The 18,437-nt window shown below is 52.3% G+C and carries 16 protein-coding genes and 2 rRNA genes (1 of these 18 only partly in view); 14 read left to right on the top strand and 4 right to left on the bottom strand.

Translation table 11 applies throughout. The annotated features are described in order from the left end of the window. Positions 1-1,560 (top strand): 23S ribosomal RNA (locus tag MJA45_RS16495) (it extends 1,361 nt beyond the left edge of the window). A gap of 137 nt (positions 1,561-1,697) precedes the next feature. Beyond that, positions 1,698-1,814, top strand: a 5S ribosomal RNA gene (gene rrf / locus MJA45_RS16490). Positions 1,815-2,113: 299 nt separating this feature from the next. Here the strand turns inward: rrf and MJA45_RS16485 are convergent. Further along, positions 2,114-2,506: a helix-turn-helix domain-containing protein gene (locus MJA45_RS16485; RefSeq protein ID WP_315603006.1), complete on the bottom strand. Its 393-nt coding sequence runs from the start codon at positions 2,504-2,506 to the stop codon at positions 2,114-2,116. An 8-nt stretch (positions 2,507-2,514) separates the two neighbouring features. Then, complete coding sequence (locus MJA45_RS16480; protein WP_315603005.1) at positions 2,515-4,380, bottom strand: hypothetical protein; 1,866 nt, start codon at positions 4,378-4,380, stop codon at positions 2,515-2,517. Positions 4,381-4,567: 187 nt separating this feature from the next. Between MJA45_RS16480 and MJA45_RS16475 the strand changes: the two genes are divergently transcribed. The 8 genes from MJA45_RS16475 (at position 4,568) to MJA45_RS16440 (ending at position 11,538) form a co-directional block, all read left to right on the top strand. Then, a complete protein-coding gene (locus MJA45_RS16475) occupies positions 4,568-5,539 on the top strand; it encodes an ABC transporter permease (protein ID WP_407083050.1) in 972 nt (323 codons plus the stop codon). A 15-nt stretch (positions 5,540-5,554) separates the two neighbouring features. Next, positions 5,555-6,421, top strand: a complete 867-nt coding sequence (locus MJA45_RS16470; RefSeq protein ID WP_315603004.1) for a carbohydrate ABC transporter permease — start codon at positions 5,555-5,557, stop codon at positions 6,419-6,421. 55 nt (positions 6,422-6,476) lie between these two features. Continuing rightward, positions 6,477-8,009, top strand: a complete 1,533-nt coding sequence (locus tag MJA45_RS16465) for an extracellular solute-binding protein (protein WP_315603003.1) — start codon at positions 6,477-6,479, stop codon at positions 8,007-8,009. A 39-nt stretch (positions 8,010-8,048) separates the two neighbouring features. After that, positions 8,049-8,780: a Gfo/Idh/MocA family protein gene (locus tag MJA45_RS16460; protein WP_315603002.1), complete on the top strand. Its 732-nt coding sequence runs from the start codon at positions 8,049-8,051 to the stop codon at positions 8,778-8,780. Further along, positions 8,777-9,040, top strand: coding sequence for a hypothetical protein (locus MJA45_RS16455; protein WP_315603001.1), 264 nt, complete (start codon positions 8,777-8,779; stop codon positions 9,038-9,040). The genes MJA45_RS16460 and MJA45_RS16455 overlap by 4 nt, the downstream gene beginning before the upstream one ends. 11 nt (positions 9,041-9,051) lie before the next feature. Beyond that, entirely contained in the window at positions 9,052-10,014 is a 963-nt protein-coding gene (locus MJA45_RS16450; protein ID WP_315603000.1) for a GNAT family N-acetyltransferase, read from the top strand. Positions 10,015-10,137: 123 nt separating this feature from the next. Beyond that, on the top strand, positions 10,138-11,319 hold the full coding sequence (locus MJA45_RS16445) for a discoidin domain-containing protein (RefSeq protein ID WP_315602999.1): 1,182 nt from the start codon (positions 10,138-10,140) through the stop codon (positions 11,317-11,319). A 69-nt stretch (positions 11,320-11,388) separates the two neighbouring features. Then, the gene (locus MJA45_RS16440; RefSeq protein WP_315602998.1) at positions 11,389-11,538 is read left to right on the top strand and encodes a hypothetical protein; all 150 of its coding nucleotides are present in this window, start codon (positions 11,389-11,391) and stop codon (positions 11,536-11,538) included. Positions 11,539-11,594: 56 nt separating this feature from the next. Here MJA45_RS16440 and MJA45_RS16435 read toward each other — a convergent pair whose 3' ends face one another. Continuing rightward, positions 11,595-12,785 carry a pyridoxal phosphate-dependent aminotransferase gene (locus MJA45_RS16435; protein WP_315608038.1) on the bottom strand — a complete coding sequence of 397 codons (1,191 nt, stop codon included), beginning with the start codon at positions 12,783-12,785 and terminating at the stop codon, positions 11,595-11,597. A gap of 196 nt (positions 12,786-12,981) precedes the next feature. Between MJA45_RS16435 and MJA45_RS16430 the strand changes: the two genes are divergently transcribed. Then, positions 12,982-13,797 carry a carbon-nitrogen family hydrolase gene (locus MJA45_RS16430; RefSeq protein WP_315602997.1) on the top strand — a complete coding sequence of 272 codons (816 nt, stop codon included), beginning with the start codon at positions 12,982-12,984 and terminating at the stop codon, positions 13,795-13,797. A gap of 81 nt (positions 13,798-13,878) precedes the next feature. Here the strand turns inward: MJA45_RS16430 and MJA45_RS16425 are convergent, their stop codons facing one another. Then, a complete protein-coding gene (locus tag MJA45_RS16425; RefSeq protein WP_315602996.1) occupies positions 13,879-14,769 on the bottom strand; it encodes a LysR family transcriptional regulator in 891 nt (296 codons plus the stop codon). Between the two features lie 124 nt (positions 14,770-14,893). Between MJA45_RS16425 and leuC the strand changes: the two genes are divergently transcribed. The 3 genes from leuC to MJA45_RS16410 all read left to right on the top strand — a co-directional run bounded on the left by leuC (position 14,894) and on the right by MJA45_RS16410 (position 18,425). Beyond that, positions 14,894-16,297: a 3-isopropylmalate dehydratase large subunit gene (leuC, locus tag MJA45_RS16420; RefSeq protein ID WP_315602995.1), complete on the top strand. Its 1,404-nt coding sequence runs from the start codon at positions 14,894-14,896 to the stop codon at positions 16,295-16,297. Between the two features lie 19 nt (positions 16,298-16,316). Continuing rightward, complete coding sequence (gene leuD, locus MJA45_RS16415) at positions 16,317-16,922, top strand: 3-isopropylmalate dehydratase small subunit (protein ID WP_315602994.1); 606 nt, start codon at positions 16,317-16,319, stop codon at positions 16,920-16,922. 144 nt (positions 16,923-17,066) lie between these two features. Then, a complete protein-coding gene (locus tag MJA45_RS16410; protein ID WP_315602993.1) occupies positions 17,067-18,425 on the top strand; it encodes an N-acetylmuramoyl-L-alanine amidase family protein in 1,359 nt (452 codons plus the stop codon). Positions 18,426-18,437 lie beyond the last annotated feature (12 nt).

Below are 18,437 nucleotides of genomic sequence, written 5' to 3'. Positions count from 1 at the left end.
GAGGAAGGCTCGTCCGCTCAGGGTAAGTCGGGACCTAAGGCGAGCCGAAAGGCGTAGTCGAAGGACAACAGGTTGACATTCCTGTACCACCGTAAACCGCTACGAGCGATGGGGTGACGCAGAAGGGAAGAGACGCAGACGGATGGAAGAGTCTGTCCAAGCAGCAAGGCTGGTGTGTAGGCAAATCCGCACACTGTAAGGCTGAGCTGTGACGGGGAGGGAAAATTACAGTACCGAAGGTCTTGTACTCATGCTGCCAAGAAAAGCCTCTAGCCAGGTGAAGGTGCCCGTACCGCAAACCGACACAGGTAGGTAAGAAGAGAATTCTAAGGGCGCGGAAGAACTCTCGTTAAGGAACTCGGCAAAATGACCCCCGTAACTTCGGGAGAAGGGGTGCCTCGGTAGGGTGAATAGCCCGAGGGGGCCGCAGTGAAAAGGCCCAAGCGACTGTTTAGCAAAAACACAGGTCTGTGCGAAGCCGCAAGGCGAAGTATACGGGCTGACGCCTGCCCGGTGCTGGAAGGTTAAGGGGAGCGGTTAGCGCAAGCGAAGCTGTGAACCGAAGCCCCAGTAAACGGCGGCCGTAACTATACGGTCCTAAGGTAGCGAAATTCCTTGTCAGGTAAATTCTGACCCGCACGAATGGCGTAACGACTTGGGCGCTGTCTCAACGAGAGATCCGGTGAAATTTTAATACCTGTGAAGATGCAGGTTACCCGCGACAAGACGGAAAGACCCCATGGAGCTTTACTGCAGCTTGATATTGGACTTGGGTACGATCTGTACAGGATAGGTGGGAGCCAGAGAGTCATGAGCGCCAGCTTGTGAGGAGGCGACGTTGGGATACCACCCTGATCGTATCTAGGTTCTAACCTCCTCCGTGAATCCGGGGAGAGGACCGTGTCAGGCGGGCAGTTTGACTGGGGCGGTCGCCTCCTAAAGCGTAACGGAGGCGCCCCAAGGTTCCCTCAGAATGGTTGGAAATCATTCGCAGAGTGCAAAGCAGAAGGGAGCTTGACTGCAAGACGTACAGGTCGAGCAGGACGAAAGTCGGGCTTAGTGATCCGTGGTACCGATGGAAGGGCCATCGCTCAACGGATAAAAGCTACCCTGGGGATAACAGGCTTATCTCCCCCAAGAGTCCACATCGACGGGGAGGTTTGGCACCTCGATGTCGGCTCATCGCATCCTGGGGCTGAAGTAGGTCCCAAGGGTTGGGCTGTTCGCCCATTAAAGCGGTACGCGAGCTGGGTTCAGAACGTCGTGAGACAGTTCGGTCCCTATCTGTCGCGGGGCGCAGGAAATTTGAGAGGAGCTGTCCTTAGTACGAGAGGACCGGATGGACGTACCGCTGGTGTACCAGTTGTTCCGCCAGGAGCACCGCTGGGTAGCCAAGTACGGACGGGATAAGCGCTGAAAGCATCTAAGCGTGAAGCCCCCCTCAAGATGAGATTTCCCAATTCGTAAGACCCCTTGTAGACGACGAGGTAGATAGGTTCGGCGTGGAAGTGCTGTAAAGCATGCAGCGGACGAATACTAATCGGTCGAGGGCTTAATCTACACCCCAAAAAGTGAAGCAGAGGCTGCGAAGGTGATTCCGATTACTTTTCGGGGACCCCGAGAGCACGAAGTAGGGGAGCGTAAAGGATGAAACAACGTAAGCTTCGATTCCAGTTTTCAGGGTGCAAACCCTGACGTTTGGTGATGATGGCGGAGGGGAACCACGCGTTCCCATCTCGAACACGACCGTTAAGCCCTCCAGCGCCAATGGTACTTAGATCGCAGGATCTTGGGAGAGTAGGACGTTGCCAAGCGAAATGAAGCCTCTCTGGTGAAAGTCAGAGAGGCTTTTTTGTTATTCCAGCGAAGAGGGTGCTTAGACCACGGCGGAGCCCGTCTTGAGGAGGGTAGTTGCCAAGCGAACCGAAGCCTCTCTGGTTAAAGCCAGGGAGGCTTTTTTGCTGTTCCAGCGAAGGGTGCTTAGACCACGGCGGAGCCGTCTTGAGGAGGGTAGTTGCCAAGCGAACCGAAGCCTCTCTGGCGAAAGCCAGGGAGGCTTTTTGCTGTTCCAGCGAAGGGTGATTAGACTGTATTCCCTTCGCCACATCCCAGTCTAATCGGTCGAGGAACCGGTCCGGCGGAATTCGCTGGGGGTGAGGCCGGAATGCTTTTTGAAGACCCGGTTGAAGGAGGCAACATTGTAATACCCGACAAGCTGAGCGATATCCTGGATCTTAAGATCGGTGTCCTTTAAGAGCTCCATTGCCTTGGACATGCGGACACTGTTTATATAATCGGTGAAGGTTGTCCCGGTTTTTTCTTTGAAATAGGTGGATAGATAAGCGCCGGTGATGTTCAATTTGGCCGACACGATGTCGAGGGACAAATCACTCCCAAAATGTCGGTTCACATAATCGAACACAAAGCTCGTGATGTGGTCACTCTCCGCCTTTTTATGCTGGAACAAGGCAGCCGACTGGGTAAGGAAATCCTGAAAAAAGGCCATGAACTGCTCTAAAGTACGGCACTCCTTAAGAAGCTTGCCGGGGGTGCGTTTTTTTCCAGATGGGGAAGGGGAATGCTCATGGAATACATCGTTTTGATAACCAGGTTAGTCATTTCGAGAGAGAGGTCATAGATCTGCGTGAGGGTGGCTTGCTTTTTGGCAGCCCTCTCCAGGATACGATTAACAAAAGGGATAACAAAAGAGAGATTGCCGGAGACCAGATTGGCGGCGAACTCTTTTTCTTCGGAAGCAGACAGCCAAATAACGGACAGCTGCTCCTCCTGACTGTTAATAACCTGTACCCCTTCCCCAAGCTTTCGGTAGGTTAACAAATCTTGAGCATGTTCAAAAGCGGGATTAAGCTCCAAGGGATCATATTTGGTTGGGCTCACGGCAATGGTAACGTCACAATACTGGACATCGAGCCTCAAGATCCGTTCGACCTTATCAAGGATGGCCGTTAATTCGGGCCGATCCTGATCTTCCCCGAACACCAAAGTGATGATTTGATCCTTTTCGATTTGGAAGGTTAGAGAATCACTGCACTGGGAAAACAAGGAGCTGATAAATTCCATGATGTAATTAGAAGCACGGCTTTGATCCATCCCCATCTCCGAGACGAATCTTTCTTTATATTTCAGGTCATACAAGATTAGCTGGAATGGCTTGGTGGAATCAACCGGGATGGCTTTGTCCGGAAATCCGGGGTGGATCCTTTTGGTTTTGGACAGGTACGAGTATTGCTGAAGCAAAGAGTTTTTGGTATGAAGGTCCTTGTGAATATGTTCATTCGCCAGAAACAGCTCCTGAAGCTTCTCGCTGATCAGATTATATTCTTTGATCGGACTCTGCTTCGGAAGGGGAGGAGTCGGATGCATCGACTGAATGGATTGCAGGATAGCCAGGATGGGATTATGAAATCGGGTCGAGAAGAAAACAGAAACGGCTACGCCGACAAAAAGAGAGGCCAGAAGAACGGTTATGGTGATGACATTAAGGCGGAGGATTTTGTGGGAGATGTCGGCAAAAGGAACGACACTGATATAGGTATAGCCCGTCTCCGGCCCTTTCTCCGTAAAGTAATAATTGTTATCCAGCAAGAAGTACCCGGGATCAGGCGAACCGGTGGGATAGTTGTCCGGAATAAGGGTTCCATTCGAGGAATAAAGCAGGGAACCGGACTCATCAAGGATATAAAAGAGTCCGTTCGTTTTGACAGGATGAAACTGCTCGTAAAGTCTGTCGCTGTCCAAAAATCCTATGATCCCGAACTGGGGATTGGAAGGCTGTTTCACGATGATCGGCATGAGTCTGCCTAGGAAGGTCGTATAAAAAGCATTCGTCTCCTTATAATCCGCGGCTGGGTACAGCCGGAAGGTAAACGAACGTTTCAACTCCTCTTGCCAAAAAGACTCCGGGTAAAAGTCAGACTGGTAAAGCTTGGTGAACATGGTTTTCGCTTCACGCGTTCCGAATTGATCGATTACATATTGAATGTCCGCAAAATAAAGCGCCACATCTTGAAGGAAGAGAAGGGAGTTGTTCATGGTTCTTTGAAGCTCGAGCTGCTGCTGGCTGGCCAGGCTATAGTTAAAGTGTTGGGTGCTTCTCTTCAATACCTCCGTTCGGTCATTAACGGACAAGCCGATCAGGAAGCCTTTGATCAACTTGATATGCTTCTCATAATTGGTCACGGTGGAGTTCAAATTCAGGCTGCTGTTATGGATAATCTCCTCTTTGATGCTGCTGCGAAAAAAGGAGTAGGTAATCAGGTGCAGAGACACCAGGAGCGTAATGATGGCGACAAAGCTGGCGAGCAGCCGATAAAAAAGCGAGCCTCCGTGGTTTTTAAGGTGGATTCGTTTGGCGGTCATAGAAGCCCCTTCCCATTAGCATAGGTAGCTTAAGTATACCATGCAGGAAGAAAAGGGCTCTTCTTACTTTTATCGATTCTTCTCCTTTTTATAGGTTTTCGAAAATAAGCAAAGCTTCCGATGGACTCATCATAGCTTTAACGGATTTTTCCATGCTAAGATGTCCTCATCCCAAACCACGGAGGTTATGCCCTTGAATGAAATAACCGCGGCCGCCCAGCCCTCCGTATCCTCAGCCGTCAAACGCTCGGTACGGTCTTCCCCTCTTCAAAGATGGAACAAAGGCAAATACCTGCTTCTGCTCTTCCTGCCAACCCTCCTTTACTATCTGATGTTCAAGTATGCTCCCATGTTCGGCCTTATGATTTCTTTCAAGAATTACAACTTGTTTAAAGGGATATGGGCAAGCGATTGGGTGGGACTCAAATATTACCGCTTGTTTCTTAACAATCCCGATTCTTTCCTCTTGATTAAAAACACTTTCCTGCTTGGGCTGTATAAGCTGGTTTTCGGCTTTCCGGCTCCCATTGTTCTGGCCATTCTGATGAATGAAGTGAAGAATGCTTTCTTTAAACGATTCGTTCAGACGGTCAGTTACCTGCCTCATTTCATCTCCAATGTGGTGGTGGCGGGCATGGTCATCCTCTTTCTCTCGCCGTCCAGCGGAGTGGTTAATCACATGCTCCAAGCCTTCGGACTCGATCCGATCAATTTTATGGTCAAGCCTGACTTGTTCCGCCCGGTGTATGTGCTCTCGGAAATTTGGCAGCATGTCGGCTGGGAAACCATTATCTATTTGGCCGCCCTGACCTCCATTGATCCCCAGCTGTATGAGGCCAGCGAAATGGATGGGGCGGGCAGGTGGAAGAAAATCGTTCATGTTACTCTACCCGGCATCACACCGGCCATCGTCATTCTTCTTATTCTTAACGTCGGGCACGTTCTGGATATCGGGTTCGAGAAGGTGTTCCTGCTGTATAACCCGGCCGTTTATGAAACGGCGGATATCATCAGTACCTATGTATACCGGACAGGGATCGGCCAGGGCAATTACAGCTACGCGACGGCTATCGATTTATTTACGGGGATCGTCAGCCTGGTGTTTATCTATTCCGCCAACTGGATAAGCCGAAAAGTCGGGGATACCAGTTTATGGTAAAGGGGGGGGAGCAAGATGAAAGCCAAATGGAATGGGACGGATCTTATCATTGGAATCCTGCTGCTCGGTGTCGTGGCGGCGACTCTTCTGCCTTTTGTGTATATGATTGCCGTTTCCTTAAGCAAGGACGTTTATGTTCTGAAAGGGGAAGTCAGTCTTTGGCCGAAAGGCTTTAATCTGAAAATGTACCGGCTGGTCTTGAATGATCCCCGGATCACCACGAGCTATTTGAACACGATCCTCTATGTCGCCCTGGGAACAACGGTTTCTCTGCTCATCACGTCAGCCGGTGCTTTCGCTATCTCCAAAAAAGAGATGCCCCTGCACAAAACCTTCACACTCCTGATTGTCTTCACCATGTTCTTCAGTGGGGGAATGATTCCTACCTTTCTCGTCGTCAAAAGCTATGGATTGATCGATACGATTTGGGCAATGGTCCTGCCAACCGCCATAAGCACGTGGAATTTGATCGTCATGAGGACCTTCTTCAGCGCGATGCCTAAGGAGATAGAGGAATCGGGCAAACTGGATGGGCTCAACGACATAGGAATCTTTTTTCGGCTGGTACTGCCTCTATCCACAGCGGTTCTGGCGACCATCGGCCTTTTCTACGCGGTTGGCATATGGAACAACTTTACTTCCGCCCTCCTGTATTTACGCGACCAGGATAGGTTCCCGCTTCAAGTGGTTCTCCGCAATATTGTCCTGCAGGGCCAGATTACTTCTTCCGACGTTTCCAGTGTAGGAGGGGATAACCTGGTGGTAGACGATTCGCTTAAGTTTGCTACGATTGTGGTATCCACCCTGCCGATTCTACTGGTTTATCCATTCCTTCAAAAATATTTCGTTAAAGGCGCCATGATCGGCTCTGTGAAAGGCTAGTAAGCGCTTGATATAGGTATCCGTTAGACATACCATATAAAGGGAGAATGAGGTCATGAGAAAAGGATTGCCGATATTTATCGCAGCAGGGATGATAGTAACCACGTTTGCCGGGTGCTCCAGCAAGGGGGATGACCGTGCAGCGGCTACGCCTACGCCTGGGGGAGAGGGAGCGACTGCGGTTAAGGAGCAGACCTTCACGTTTCTGGATAACTCCCACCCGAGTTGGCCGTACAACAAAGATGCTCTGGTTTGGAAGCTTTTCAAGGAAAAAACGGGGGTAACCCTGGATGTTCAAGTCCCGTCCGGTAAAATTGAGGATGCTCTAAGCGTAACGGTGGCTTCGGGTAATTTGCCGGATCTTATGTTTACCCTTAGCAAAGGGCTAGCCGACAAATACGGCCAGCAGGGGGCCTTGGTTAATATTTTGGACTATGCCAAGGATATGCCGAATTTCAAAAAGTGGATGAGCGAGCATCCGACCGAAACCCAAAATGCCCTCTCTTCCGATGGGAAGATGTACTTATTCCCCAATCAGGGGATCGGGGAAACCAATCGGATGAACTGGATGTACCGCGAGGATGTGTTTAAGAAGCTTGGCCTTAGCGAGCCCCAAACGTGGGACGATTTGTATGCCTCCCTTAAGAAAATCAAAGAAGCCTACCCTAAGAGCTATCCCTTGTCTTTCCGTTCGGGTCTTCAGTACATCCGAAATTTTGCCCCCGCCTTCCAGACCGGGCATGACATGTACTACAGTTTCGAGCAGAAAACTTGGCGCTACGGTCCTGTCGAGGACAATTACAAGAAGCTGATCGAGTACTTAAACAAATTTTACAAAGAGGGCTTGATTCCGCCTGACTTTCTTTCGGTGGATACCAAGGTGTGGCAGGATCTCATGTCAACCGACCGTGCGTTCGTGACCGTGGACTATATCGGCCGGATCGATTTCTTCAACTCAGCCCTGCGCAAGGACAATCCGGCGTTCAATCTGGCTTTCATGGCTACCCCTGCCGGTTGGAGCGGAGGGCCGCGTAAAAATGCGTATACGCAATATGTCGAGGCGGGCTTTATGGTGTCGTCTACCTCGAAGAAGATCAAGGACGTCATGAAGTTCTTTGATTTCTTCTATACCGAAGAAGGACGGAACCTGGTCAGCTGGGGCAAAGAGGGTACGACCTATCAGACGGTGAACGGGAAGAAACAGTTTATTGAGAAGTATGCGGATGTAGCCGACCTACGGAAGAAAACGGGATTGTCCACAGATGGCGCTTATATCCTGTTCGATTATGATGCCCATCTTTCGCTGTCTTCTCCCGAACTGCAGACCGCCTACAAGCAGGCTCCTCAATACGACAGCGAGCAGCAGCCTCGTCCTGCGTTTACGCCGGAAGAGATGGAGATCCTGTCCACGGTAGGAGATACCATCACGAAGAAACGCGATGAGAATATTACCAAGTTCATCCTGGGAGAACGCAGTTTGGACGAATGGCCGAAATACGTGGAAGAGATGAAGAAGCTTGGGCTGGATAAAATCACGGAAATTTACAAAACGGCTCATGACCGTTCTCAAAAAGCCCAGCAAAAATAGCCTGCCGGATCGCTCCGGCACACATTAGGAGGCGTAACAATGACTTACCGTGCCGTAGTAGCGGGAGGAGGCGGCATTGCCGTCCGGCACCTGGAAGCCATGCAGGAAATAGAAGGGCTGGTACCGGTGGCCGTAGCCGAAATCCGGGAAGAGAGGGCGTCGGAGCTAGCCTCCCAGTTCGGGATTAACGCTTATACCGATTACCGCGTCATGATCGAGAAAGAAAGACCGGACCTTGTCATCATTGCTCTTCCTCATTTTCTGCACAAAGAAGCTTCTCTGTTTGCAGCCGCGCAGGGCTGTCACATCTTGCTGGAGAAACCGATGGCCCTTACCACGGAGGAATGCGACGACATTATCCAGGCTGTGCGTGAGAGCGGCACTATACTCATGGTAGGCCATACGCAGCACTATATTGCGGAGAATCTGGCGGCTAAGGACTTGGTCGACAGCGGGGAACTGGGAGAGCTGGTCATGATTCAGGAGGTACGGCACGTTCCGTATGACCGGCCGGACCGGCCCGGATGGTTCTTCGAGAAGAGCAAGGCGGGAGGAGGAATTCTAACCAACCTGGGCTCCCATTCCATTGACAAAATCCAGTGGTTGACCGGCTCTCCGGTGACCCGAGTGAAGGCTTCCGTCCATCATGGAATGGACAGAGGCGATGTAGAGGGAGCCGGAATGGCCTTCCTGGAAACGGCCACTGGAATCCCGGCGGTTATGGTGCAGTCGGTTACCCGGGGATGCCCCGCCATGAAACCGAACTTATGATGAGAAACGGAAGGATCCGTTTGCAGACCGGCACCGGCCTATGGGTTAGCGAGGGGGGCGAGTACCGGCAGGTGGAAGTACCTCCTCAGGACAAACCGTTTGTCCTTCAATTCCGGGAGCTTCTCGAATGTATGCGTACGGGAAGAGAGCCGGAATGTTCCATGGCCTATTCCCGGAGCGTAGTAGCGGTGGTGGAGGCGGTGTACCGTTCCAGTGAAGAAGGGAAAGAACAAGATGTCGACCAAGAGAAACTTTCTTAAGGAGGCAGGACATGTTACTGGAGCCGGTATCGGCTGATCGGATCGACGATCTGGTTCAGCTGTGGAACGAAGAGTGGGGAAGCTCTTTTCCCATGCGGGAAGCTTTAATGATTCAAAACGTACTCGGCGATCCCAATCTGCTCGAAGAGGGAACAAGAGTGGCCATTGACGAAGACTCGAACCGTGTCATCGGGTTGGTCGTTTCCAAGCAGTGGAGGGAAAAGAAAGACGGACTGGATTTCGGAACGGAATCCGGATGGATTCATTCCCTGTTGGTATCCGGTTCGTTTCGCCGGCAGGGGCTGGGGAACCGACTGCTTGAGCTGGCGGAGGATGCTCTTCTGAATAACGGGGTGCGCCAAGTACATCTGGGGAACGACTTTCACCGACGCATGTTTCCAGGCGTGCCGGAAACGAACCCGGAAACGATGCTCTGGTTGGAGAGAAGAGGATACGTTCGGCAGGCGGAGGTTATGGATCTCTATAGGGATGACGAGAAGGCCGAACCCGAACCGCTTCCTGAAGGGAACGGAGTCACCTTCCGCCTAGCGGAGGAATCGGACGCCGGAGAGCTAAACGCCTTCTTAACCCGCTGTTTTCCGGGAAGATGGTCATATCAGACACTTCATTATTGGGAACTCGGCGGTACGGGTAGAGAATTTGTTATCGCGGAGAGGGAGGGGGTGATGATTGGCTTCTGCCGGATCAACGATTCGCATTCCCCTCTCCTGGCCCAAAATATTTATTGGTCTCCTTTGTTTGAGGATGAGCTCGGCGGCATTGGGCCGCTAGGAATTGACGAACGTTATCGGGGACACGGCTATGGGCTTGCCATCGTCCAGGCAGGGATTCACTTTCTGCATGCGCGGGGCATCCGCAAGACCGTGATCGATACGACGGCCTATGAAGACTTTTATGGAAAGCTCGGCTACCGTCCTTGGAAACGTTACGTCCGCTATCAGAAGCTTCTTTGATGATTGCCAGGTCGAAAGGTAAAGTTCAGTCGCCTCTTCTCTTTAAGGTTTGAAAAACCAAGAAGGAGTGAAGAAGTTATGATGAACGCAGTGATGAGAAGGGTTAGGAAGCAAGCATGCGTAATGTTGGGGGTTTCAGCCTTGTTATCCGCTTCTCTGTTTCTTCCCGGCACGACTTTGGCAGCAACCCCTTATGACAATGCGGTGCTGGCGGATCATCCCGTCGGCTATTGGCCGATTGCCCCTGGAGCGACGACAGATTTGACCGGGCACGGTTTGAACGGTTCATTTACCGGAACTCCGTCTTCCACCATCATGCCCAATGGGGACACCGCACCTGTCTTTAACGGCATTAACCAATACTTCACCATCCCTGATCATCCTTACCTGGAAGTCACAAGAACGGGAGTTCTGACCATTGAAGCTTGGATAAGACCCGACGTTCTGCAGTTTGCCCATTCGGAAGGCAGCGGGTACGTTCATTGGATGGGGAAAGGCGAAGCCGGACAGCATTCCTGGGTGGCCCGTATGTATAACTATACGAATTCGGAGAACCGTCCCAACCGGATAAGCGGGTATTCGTTCAATTTGACCGGCGGTCTCGGAGCCGGATCGTATTTTCAGGATCCGGTAACCGTCGGGGAATGGATTCATTACGCCCTAGTGATCAATACCGTTAATACGAGCAGTTCCTATACAACCGGCTATACCAAAATCTACAAGAACGGCGTTCTCCGGGATCAAGACCGGTTATCCGACTACAATATTATCCCTGGAGACGGCACGGCCCCGATGAGGATCGGTACCCGGGACCTGGCTTCCTTCTTCCAAGGAGCGATTGGCAAAGTGGCCGTCTACGATTATGAGGTCACCCCGACTCAGCTTGCCGCCCATGGAAATGTCATGAATGCTACCCGGTTGACCACCCCTTCGACTAACGTTACGGCAAGCAGCGACGACGGCAATGTGCCGGCCAATACGCTGGATGGCAGTCTGGCTACCCGTTGGTCCGCTAATGGAGACGGGCAGTGGATTCAGTGGGATTTGGGTGCCAGCAAGACCGTCGATCATGTGAAAGTGGCCTGGTACAACGGGGATGCCCGGACCGCATCCTTCGATATTAAAGTCTCGAACGACGGGACTACCTGGACCTCGGTCTACAGTGGAGCGAGCAGCGGAACAACATTAGGGCTTGAAGCTTACGACCTGGCCAATCCGTCCGCCCGCTATGTCCGAATCATCGGCCACGGCAATAGCATCAACTTGTGGAACAGCATCACCGAAACGGAAATCTGGGGATATTAAGGCAGGGGAATAGTCGGGCCGGACTTGCCGCAAGCTAGACTTAGCCTTAAAGAAAGCGAGTGAGTTGGCATGGACCAAAAGCCCGATAAGCGCCCGCAAGCGCCTCATGCCCCGGCAGAGGTTAAGCTGGTGGCGGAAATGCCCGAGGACAAAGAAATTCAGGAGAACCTCGAAGAAATGAAAAAGAACGACGGCTACCCGGGATCCTGCGGGATCTGACCGACGAAGGATGAGAAAAACCGCCGAACTCCGTTCGGCGGTTTTTGGTGTTGAGCTTAAAACAAATTCAGCCGGCCAATCCTCTGAACGGCCTCCCGGAGTCTTTCCTCCGAGGTAAGCAGGCCCATCCGCACATACCCTTCCCCATGGGCGCCGAAGCCGATTCCCGGGGCCGCCACCACTTTGGCCTCCTGAAGGAGAAGATCGGCAAAGCTGCTGGAGGTGTGGCCTTTCGGGACGGGCAGCCAGGCGAAGAAGGAGCCCTGGGATGGCGTGGCCTCCCAGCCGATTTCCTGGAGAGCGCTGAACAGGGCGTCCCGTCTACCCCGGTACAAGGCCTGAAGCTCGGCCACACAATCCTGGGAGGCGGTTAGGGCTTCTGCGGCGGCCGCCTGAATTCCACCGAAGAGGCTGACGTAATAGTGGTCCTGCATAAGATTGATCACCCGGATGATGTCCGGATTACCTAAAGCAAAGCCCACGCGCCAGCCGGCCATGTTGTAGGTTTTGGACAGGGTATAGAACTCTACGCCTACTTCCTTCGCTCCGTCATGCTGAAGGAAGCTGATCGGCTTCTCTTCGAAGCCAAGGGCCCCGTAAGCAAAATCGCTTGCCACCACGATCCCGTTCTGTTCCGCGAACCGGATCGTCTCTTCGTAGAAGGAAGAAGGGGCGCAAGCGGCGGTAGGATTGTTGGGATAATTGATGAACATCAGCTTGGCGGCGTCCAAATCCTGTGGCGAAAGCTCCGAATAATCCGGAAGAAAGGCATTAGAGCTTCGCAAAGGCATAAAGACCATGCGGGCCCCGGCCAGTGCCACGCCGGACCAATAATCGGGATAGCCGGGATCCGGTACCAGGCAGACATCACCGGGATTCAGGAGGCACTGGCTGATCTCGACGAGGCCGGTTTTGCCGCCGAACAGAATAGCGACTTCCTTCTCGGGATCGAGCGTTACCCCGTAGTCTTCCTTGTAGCGCTTGGCGATGGCTTCCTTTAGGAACGCAAATCCGCTGAACGGAGGGTATTTGTGATAAAGGGGATTGGCCGCTTCCTCTTGAAGCTTGCGGACAATGTGGGCTGGGGTAGGCTGATCGGGATTTCCTTGGCCCAGGTTGATGACGTCATGCCCGAGGGCAGTCTGTTCATTGGCCTTACGGACCAGATTGGCAAAAAATTGAGCCGGAAGCTCTCTCATCCGGTCGGCCGGTGTGATTTGGATGCCTTTAGGCAGGCGGCTGTTCATTTGGTCTTCACTCCAGTTCTCATCATGACAATAAAACCAATTTACCATGTTTCGTTGTTCAAGTATAGGACAACCCGTGCATTCAGATCGGTTCAACAGGGATTGAATTGCCGGTAAACTTTCCTTATAGTGAAAAGAAGGAAGGGCTCATCCGGGTACCCGGAAATAGCCTGCTGAAGGAATGAGGAGTGAAACCATGGACAGAAGCAAGCTGAACGTAAGCGTTCTTCAAATGGATGTAGCCATAGGAGATCCGGACGCCAATTTTGCGGCAGTGAAACGGATGTTAAAGGAAGCGGTAGGAAGGGAACCTAAGCCGGATGTGCTCATCCTGCCAGAAATGTGGAACACGGGCTATGCCCTCGACCGCATAACGGAGCTCGCCGACGAGAACGGGGAGAGGACAAAAGCATTTTTTGCGGAATTTTGCCGCACCCATCAAGTAAACATTATCGCCGGTTCTATTGCAGAGAAGAGGGACGGCGACGTTTATAATACCATTTACGCTTTTGACCGGGAAGGACGCCTGGTGTCCGACTATTCGAAGATCCATCTGTTTCGTCTGATGGACGAAGAGAAATACCTTAAGGCCGGGGACAAAAGAGGACGATTGGAGCTTGGCGGGGTTCAAGCAGGAGCGATGATCTGCTACGATATTCGTTTCCCGGAGCTCGCGCGGACGCTGGCCCTGGAGGGAGCCCATGTGCTGTTCGTACCGGCTGAGTGGCCCAATCCAAGGCTTCACCATTGGCGTACCCTGCTCATGGCCCGGGCCATCGAGAATCAAATGTACGTGGTGGCCTGCAACCGGGTAGGGATAAGCGGTACCACGGAATTTTTTGGACACTCGCTTATTATCGACCCGTGGGGTGAAATTCTAGCCGAGGGCGGGGAGTGGGAGGAAATCCTGACCACTGAGCTGGATCTTGAACTGGTGGAGGGGATCCGCCGCCAAATACCGGTGTTTGAGGACCGGCGGCCGTCTCTATACCGCCAATCCGATGAAGGGTAACTTCTGGGAAAAGGATTCTGATCAGACTTTTCACCAAAAAAAGCCGCCATGGGAATGGCGGCTTTCTCACGGACGAAGCGTTTATTTGACTACATCGGTCAAGGTCGAGATGAAAGCCTCCGCGGCCTTGGACAAATAGCGCCCTTTCCGGTAGGCGATCACCAGTGTTCGGAATGGAGCTCCTTCCAGATGCCGGTATACGGGGGTAAAGGAACCGGCCTGCTGCTTGGCGATCATGGAGGGTACAAAAGCAATCCCCATCCCTGCGGCTACGAGGGATTGAACCGTTCCAATGTTGCTGCTCTCGAAAACAATATGGGGCTCGAACCCATGCCGGCGGCATAGATCCAGAGCAATGGTACGGAACCCTTGGCCTTTCTTCAGTAGAATAAAAGGTTCATTCTTAAGGTCGGCCACGCTGATCCGCCGGTTCTCGTCTGTTTGAGCGAGAGGGTGTTGGGGAGGAACCGCCAGACAGATCTCTTCTTCTATAAGCGTTTGACAAGATAGCGAGGCTTCCTCGAGAGGGAGCGTCAGCAGGCTGATATCGGTTTGACCGCTCGAAATGAGGGATTCGAGATTGGCGGAGGTATCTTCAATCAGAACAACCTCGATTTCGGGATAATTGGCATGAAAAACAGGCAGAACCAACGGTAAAATATGAGATCCGGTGATAGGAAGGCTTCCGACCACCAGCTTGCCTTTGCGCATCTGGGAAATATCTTCCATTTCCTTCTTGAGCTGGGCGACCCGGTCGAGAATGATCTGGGCTTTCTCCACGAAGACGGAGCCGGCATGGGTGACTTCCACGGAGTTCGTGTTGCGCTGAAAGAGTAGAACTCCGATTTCCTTCTCCAGCTTGGACAGCTGCTGGCTCAGGGATGGCTGGGCGATATGCAGCTTCTCTGCGGCCCGGGAGAAGTTTTTCTCGGTGGCGATTTGGATGGCATACTGAAGCTGTCTGAGTTCCATGAGATCACCTCTTATTATCTTTGCCTATAAATCTTATAGTAATTATATCTTGGAACAATGAAGAAGGAAATGCTAATATGTAAAAATAGAAAGCAAGAATGTAATCTTTATAGAGGTGACCATAATGGCAAAAACAATGTTCGAGAAGATTTGGGATAATCATGTTATCTATCAGGAAGAAGGAAAGCCCAGCATCATTTATATCGATCTTCACCTGGTGCATGAGGTAACGTCTCCGCAAGCTTTTGAAGGGCTTCGTCTTTCCGGCCGCAAGGTGCGCCGTCCTGACCTGACCTTCGCAACGATGGATCATAACGTTCCAACCAAGGACCGTTTCAATATTACGGACGAAATTTCCCGGCAGCAGATCGATACCCTGAGCAAGAACTGCGCGGATTTCGGCGTAACGCTGTATGATCTCAAAAGCGTGGATCAAGGCGTCGTGCACGTAATGGGGCCTGAGCTCGGTCTGACGCACCCTGGCAAAACGATCGTCTGCGGGGACAGCCACACCTCCACACACGGAGCCTTCGGTGCTCTGGCGTTCGGGATTGGAACGAGCGAGGTGGAGCATGTGCTCGCTACCCAGTGTCTGCAGCAGTCCAAAGCCAAGACGCTGGAAGTTCGCATCAACGGCAAGCTGAATCCGGGAGTAACGGCTAAAGACCTTATCCTTGGCGTTATTGCCAAGTACGGAACGGACTTTGCTACCGGTTATGTTATCGAGTATACCGGGGAAGCCATCCGAGGCTTGTCGATGGAAGAGCGCATGACGGTGTGCAACATGTCCATCGAAGCGGGTGCTCGTGCAGGTCTGATCGCACCGGACGAAACAACCTTCAATTACTTGCGTGGACGGGAATACGTTCCCCAAGGTGAAGCTTTCGAGGCCGCCGTCCAAGAGTGGAAGAAGCTCGTTACGGACGAAGGTGCTGTCTACGACCGCGTAGTGGATTTTGACGCCGACTCCCTGATTCCGCAAGTGACCTGGGGAACGAGCCCGGGGATGGGAACGAGCATCTCGGCAACGGTGCCGAATCCGGCCGATTTCACAACGGAGAACGAAAGAAAAGCCGCCGAGAAAGCCCTCGAATACATGGGCCTCACTCCGGGAACTCCGATGAGCGAGCTTGAAATCAACCGGGTGTTTATCGGTTCCTGCACGAACGGACGGATCGAGGACCTGCGTGCCGCTGCTTCCGTAGCGAAGGGCTACAAGGTTTCTTCCAAAGTAAACGCGATCGTGGTTCCGGGCTCGGGCCGTGTTAAGATTCAGGCGGAGAAGGAAGGACTCGACAAGGTTTTCACGGAAGCGGGCTTTGAGTGGCGGGATGCCGGCTGCAGCATGTGTCTCGCGATGAATCCCGACGTACTGGATCCGGGCGACCGCTGTGCCTCGACCTCCAACCGTAACTTCGAAGGCCGTCAAGGACGCGGAGGACGCACGCATCTGGTTTCTCCTGCAATGGCAGCCGCTGCTGCGATCCAAGGACGCTTCGTAGACGTCCGCGACTGGAAATTCAACTAACCGAGAGGAGTCCCTTTCTATGGAATCATTCAAAAAACATACCGGTCTGGCTGTTCCGGTCGACCGGGTTAACGTAGATACCGACGCAATCATCCCTAAGCAATTTCTAAAAAGAATCGAGCGTTCCGGCTTCGGCCAGTTTCTCTTCTTCGAGTGGAGATGGTTTGAGAACGGGGAAGTGAACGAGGAATTCCCGCTTAACCAGCCGCGTTACCAAGGCGCCTCGATCCTCCTGTCCCGTGCCAATTTCGGATGCGGCTCCTCCCGGGAGCACGCCCCCTGGGCGATCATGGATTATGGCTTCCGCGTGGTAATCGCTCCTTCGTTCGCGGATATCTTCTACAACAACTGCTTCAAGAACGGAATTCTGCCGATCAAGCTCTCGGAAGAGCAGGTGGAAGAGCTGTTCCAGCGCACGGCTTCTAACGTTGGTTACCAGCTGACCGTTGATCTCGAGAACAAGACGATCTCCGATGATCAAGGCTTGACGATTTCCTTTGACCTTGACGAGCACCGCCGTCAGTTCCTGCTTCAAGGGCTGGACGACATCGGGCTTACCCTTCAGCATGCCGATGCCATCAGCGCCTACGAGCAGAAGAACGAGCAAAGAATCGCTTATAAGTAAGAGCCTAACTTAACAAAATACCCGAAAATCCCCCATTGAAACAGAATTTTCTGGCAATGGGGGATTTTTTTCGCAACTTTTTGTCGGGAAGCTCGTCTAATCTATCGTCCGCACGCAGAATCTATTAAGTCCCAGAGGTGAATGATGAAAAAGCTTTTAGTCTCCATGTTGTCGCTGCTCCTGCTCACCGTTCTGATTCCCCAGTTTACTTTTGCCGCCCAAGCCGATATCAAGCTCTATTTCAACGGAAAACAGTTAAACCCAGAAGTCGCTCCCCGCAAGATCGGCGATTATTCGATGGTTCCTGTACGTATCATTTCCGAGAACATGGGCGCCAAAGTAAGTTGGGACCAAGCGAAGCAGATGGTGACCATAGAAAAAGCGGACATTTACATGCAGCTGGTCATCAACAAGAAAGAAGCTGTCCTTAATTCCAAGGCGATCACATTGGAAGCGGCTCCCGTGCTGCTTGCGGGCAATACGCTCATTCCGGTGCGGTTTGTCGCGGAGAGACTGGGACTGCTTGTGGATTGGGATGACGCCACCCAGTCGGTCTACGTAAAGACTCCTGATCCGTCTAATGGCGGAACGACACCGACACCTAGTCCGACACCAACCCCAACCCCTAAGCCGGGAGTTCCCCAGATTACTTCCATGGAATCGGTCGGGGATCAAATCATCATCAAAGCCAGCGGACCGATCAAAAGCAAGCTGATGTACCTGTCGAATCCGGAAAGGCTGGTTATTGACCTTCCGGGAACTACCTTCGGATCAGGCATCATGGTACCGGGTGCCGGTCAGATGGGGGGAGTGTGGACCGCGAACCCTTCCATCTCAGCCATTCGTTATGCCGTGAACGATCCCGCCACCTCGACCATCCGCGTAGTGGTTGATCTTAAGGTGAAATCGGGGTACAGCCTGATTGAGGACGGATCCAAAGGCCAAGTCGTGGTGCAGCTGAAAAATGCGAAGTACAAGGTTGTGCTGGATGCTGGCCACGGGGATCAGGATCCGGGTGCCATTTCGATCTCCGGCAAGCAGGAGAAGGACTTTAATCTGACCATGGTCCTGAAGGTCAAGAAGATTCTGGATCAGAACCCGAATATCCAGGTTTATCTGACCCGCAGCGACGATACGTTCGTGACGCTTGACGGACGCTGTGAGTTCGCGAATAACCTGGGAGCCAACGTATTCGTGTCGATTCACGGGAACAAATGGGTTCCTTCCACAAGCGGATCGGAAACCTATTACTGGAGACCCGAAAGCCTGTCGCTTGCCAACATTATGCACAAGAATTTGGTTGCCGCAGCAGGACTCCCTGACCGCCAGGTAAGACAGAACGATTTCCGTGTCGTCAAATATACGAATATGCCGGCGGTGCTGCTTGAAGTGGGATACCTTTCGAGTCCGAATGACGAGCCGCAAATGTTCAATGCCGCATTCCAGGACCGGGTGGCAGGCGGAATTGCCAATGGTATCAAGCAGTATCTGAACCTGAACTAAGGAGAGTGTCGT

Origin of the sequence: Paenibacillus aurantius (assembly GCF_032268605.1) — a bacterium.
In the GTDB taxonomy this organism is placed as follows: domain Bacteria; phylum Bacillota; class Bacilli; order Paenibacillales; family NBRC-103111; genus Paenibacillus_AO; species Paenibacillus_AO aurantius.
The sequence above is the reverse complement of the archived record's forward strand: the minus strand, read 5'-3'. Positions and strand labels throughout refer to the sequence as shown.

Excerpts from the sequence above, each read along its gene's own strand:
- MJA45_RS16485 (WP_315603006.1), bottom strand. The coding sequence starts at position 2,506 with ATGGCCTTTTTTCAGGATTTCCTTACCCAGTCGGCTGCCTTGTTCCAG.
- MJA45_RS16480 (WP_315603005.1), bottom strand. The coding sequence starts at position 4,380 with ATGACCGCCAAACGAATCCACCTTAAAAACCACGGAGGCTCGCTTTTT.
- MJA45_RS16475 (WP_407083050.1), top strand. The coding sequence starts at position 4,568 with ATGCCCTTGAATGAAATAACCGCGGCCGCCCAGCCCTCCGTATCCTCA.
- MJA45_RS16470 (WP_315603004.1), top strand. The coding sequence starts at position 5,555 with ATGAAAGCCAAATGGAATGGGACGGATCTTATCATTGGAATCCTGCTG.
- MJA45_RS16465 (WP_315603003.1), top strand. The coding sequence starts at position 6,477 with ATGAGAAAAGGATTGCCGATATTTATCGCAGCAGGGATGATAGTAACC.
- MJA45_RS16460 (WP_315603002.1), top strand. The coding sequence starts at position 8,049 with ATGACTTACCGTGCCGTAGTAGCGGGAGGAGGCGGCATTGCCGTCCGG.
- MJA45_RS16455 (WP_315603001.1), top strand. The coding sequence starts at position 8,777 with ATGATGAGAAACGGAAGGATCCGTTTGCAGACCGGCACCGGCCTATGG.
- MJA45_RS16450 (WP_315603000.1), top strand. The coding sequence starts at position 9,052 with ATGTTACTGGAGCCGGTATCGGCTGATCGGATCGACGATCTGGTTCAG.
- MJA45_RS16445 (WP_315602999.1), top strand. The coding sequence starts at position 10,138 with ATGTTGGGGGTTTCAGCCTTGTTATCCGCTTCTCTGTTTCTTCCCGGC.
- MJA45_RS16440 (WP_315602998.1), top strand. The coding sequence starts at position 11,389 with ATGGACCAAAAGCCCGATAAGCGCCCGCAAGCGCCTCATGCCCCGGCA.
- MJA45_RS16435 (WP_315608038.1), bottom strand. The coding sequence starts at position 12,785 with ATGAACAGCCGCCTGCCTAAAGGCATCCAAATCACACCGGCCGACCGG.
- MJA45_RS16430 (WP_315602997.1), top strand. The coding sequence starts at position 12,982 with ATGGACAGAAGCAAGCTGAACGTAAGCGTTCTTCAAATGGATGTAGCC.
- MJA45_RS16425 (WP_315602996.1), bottom strand. The coding sequence starts at position 14,769 with ATGGAACTCAGACAGCTTCAGTATGCCATCCAAATCGCCACCGAGAAA.
- leuC (WP_315602995.1), top strand. The coding sequence starts at position 14,894 with ATGGCAAAAACAATGTTCGAGAAGATTTGGGATAATCATGTTATCTAT.
- leuD (WP_315602994.1), top strand. The coding sequence starts at position 16,317 with ATGGAATCATTCAAAAAACATACCGGTCTGGCTGTTCCGGTCGACCGG.
- MJA45_RS16410 (WP_315602993.1), top strand. The coding sequence starts at position 17,067 with ATGAAAAAGCTTTTAGTCTCCATGTTGTCGCTGCTCCTGCTCACCGTT.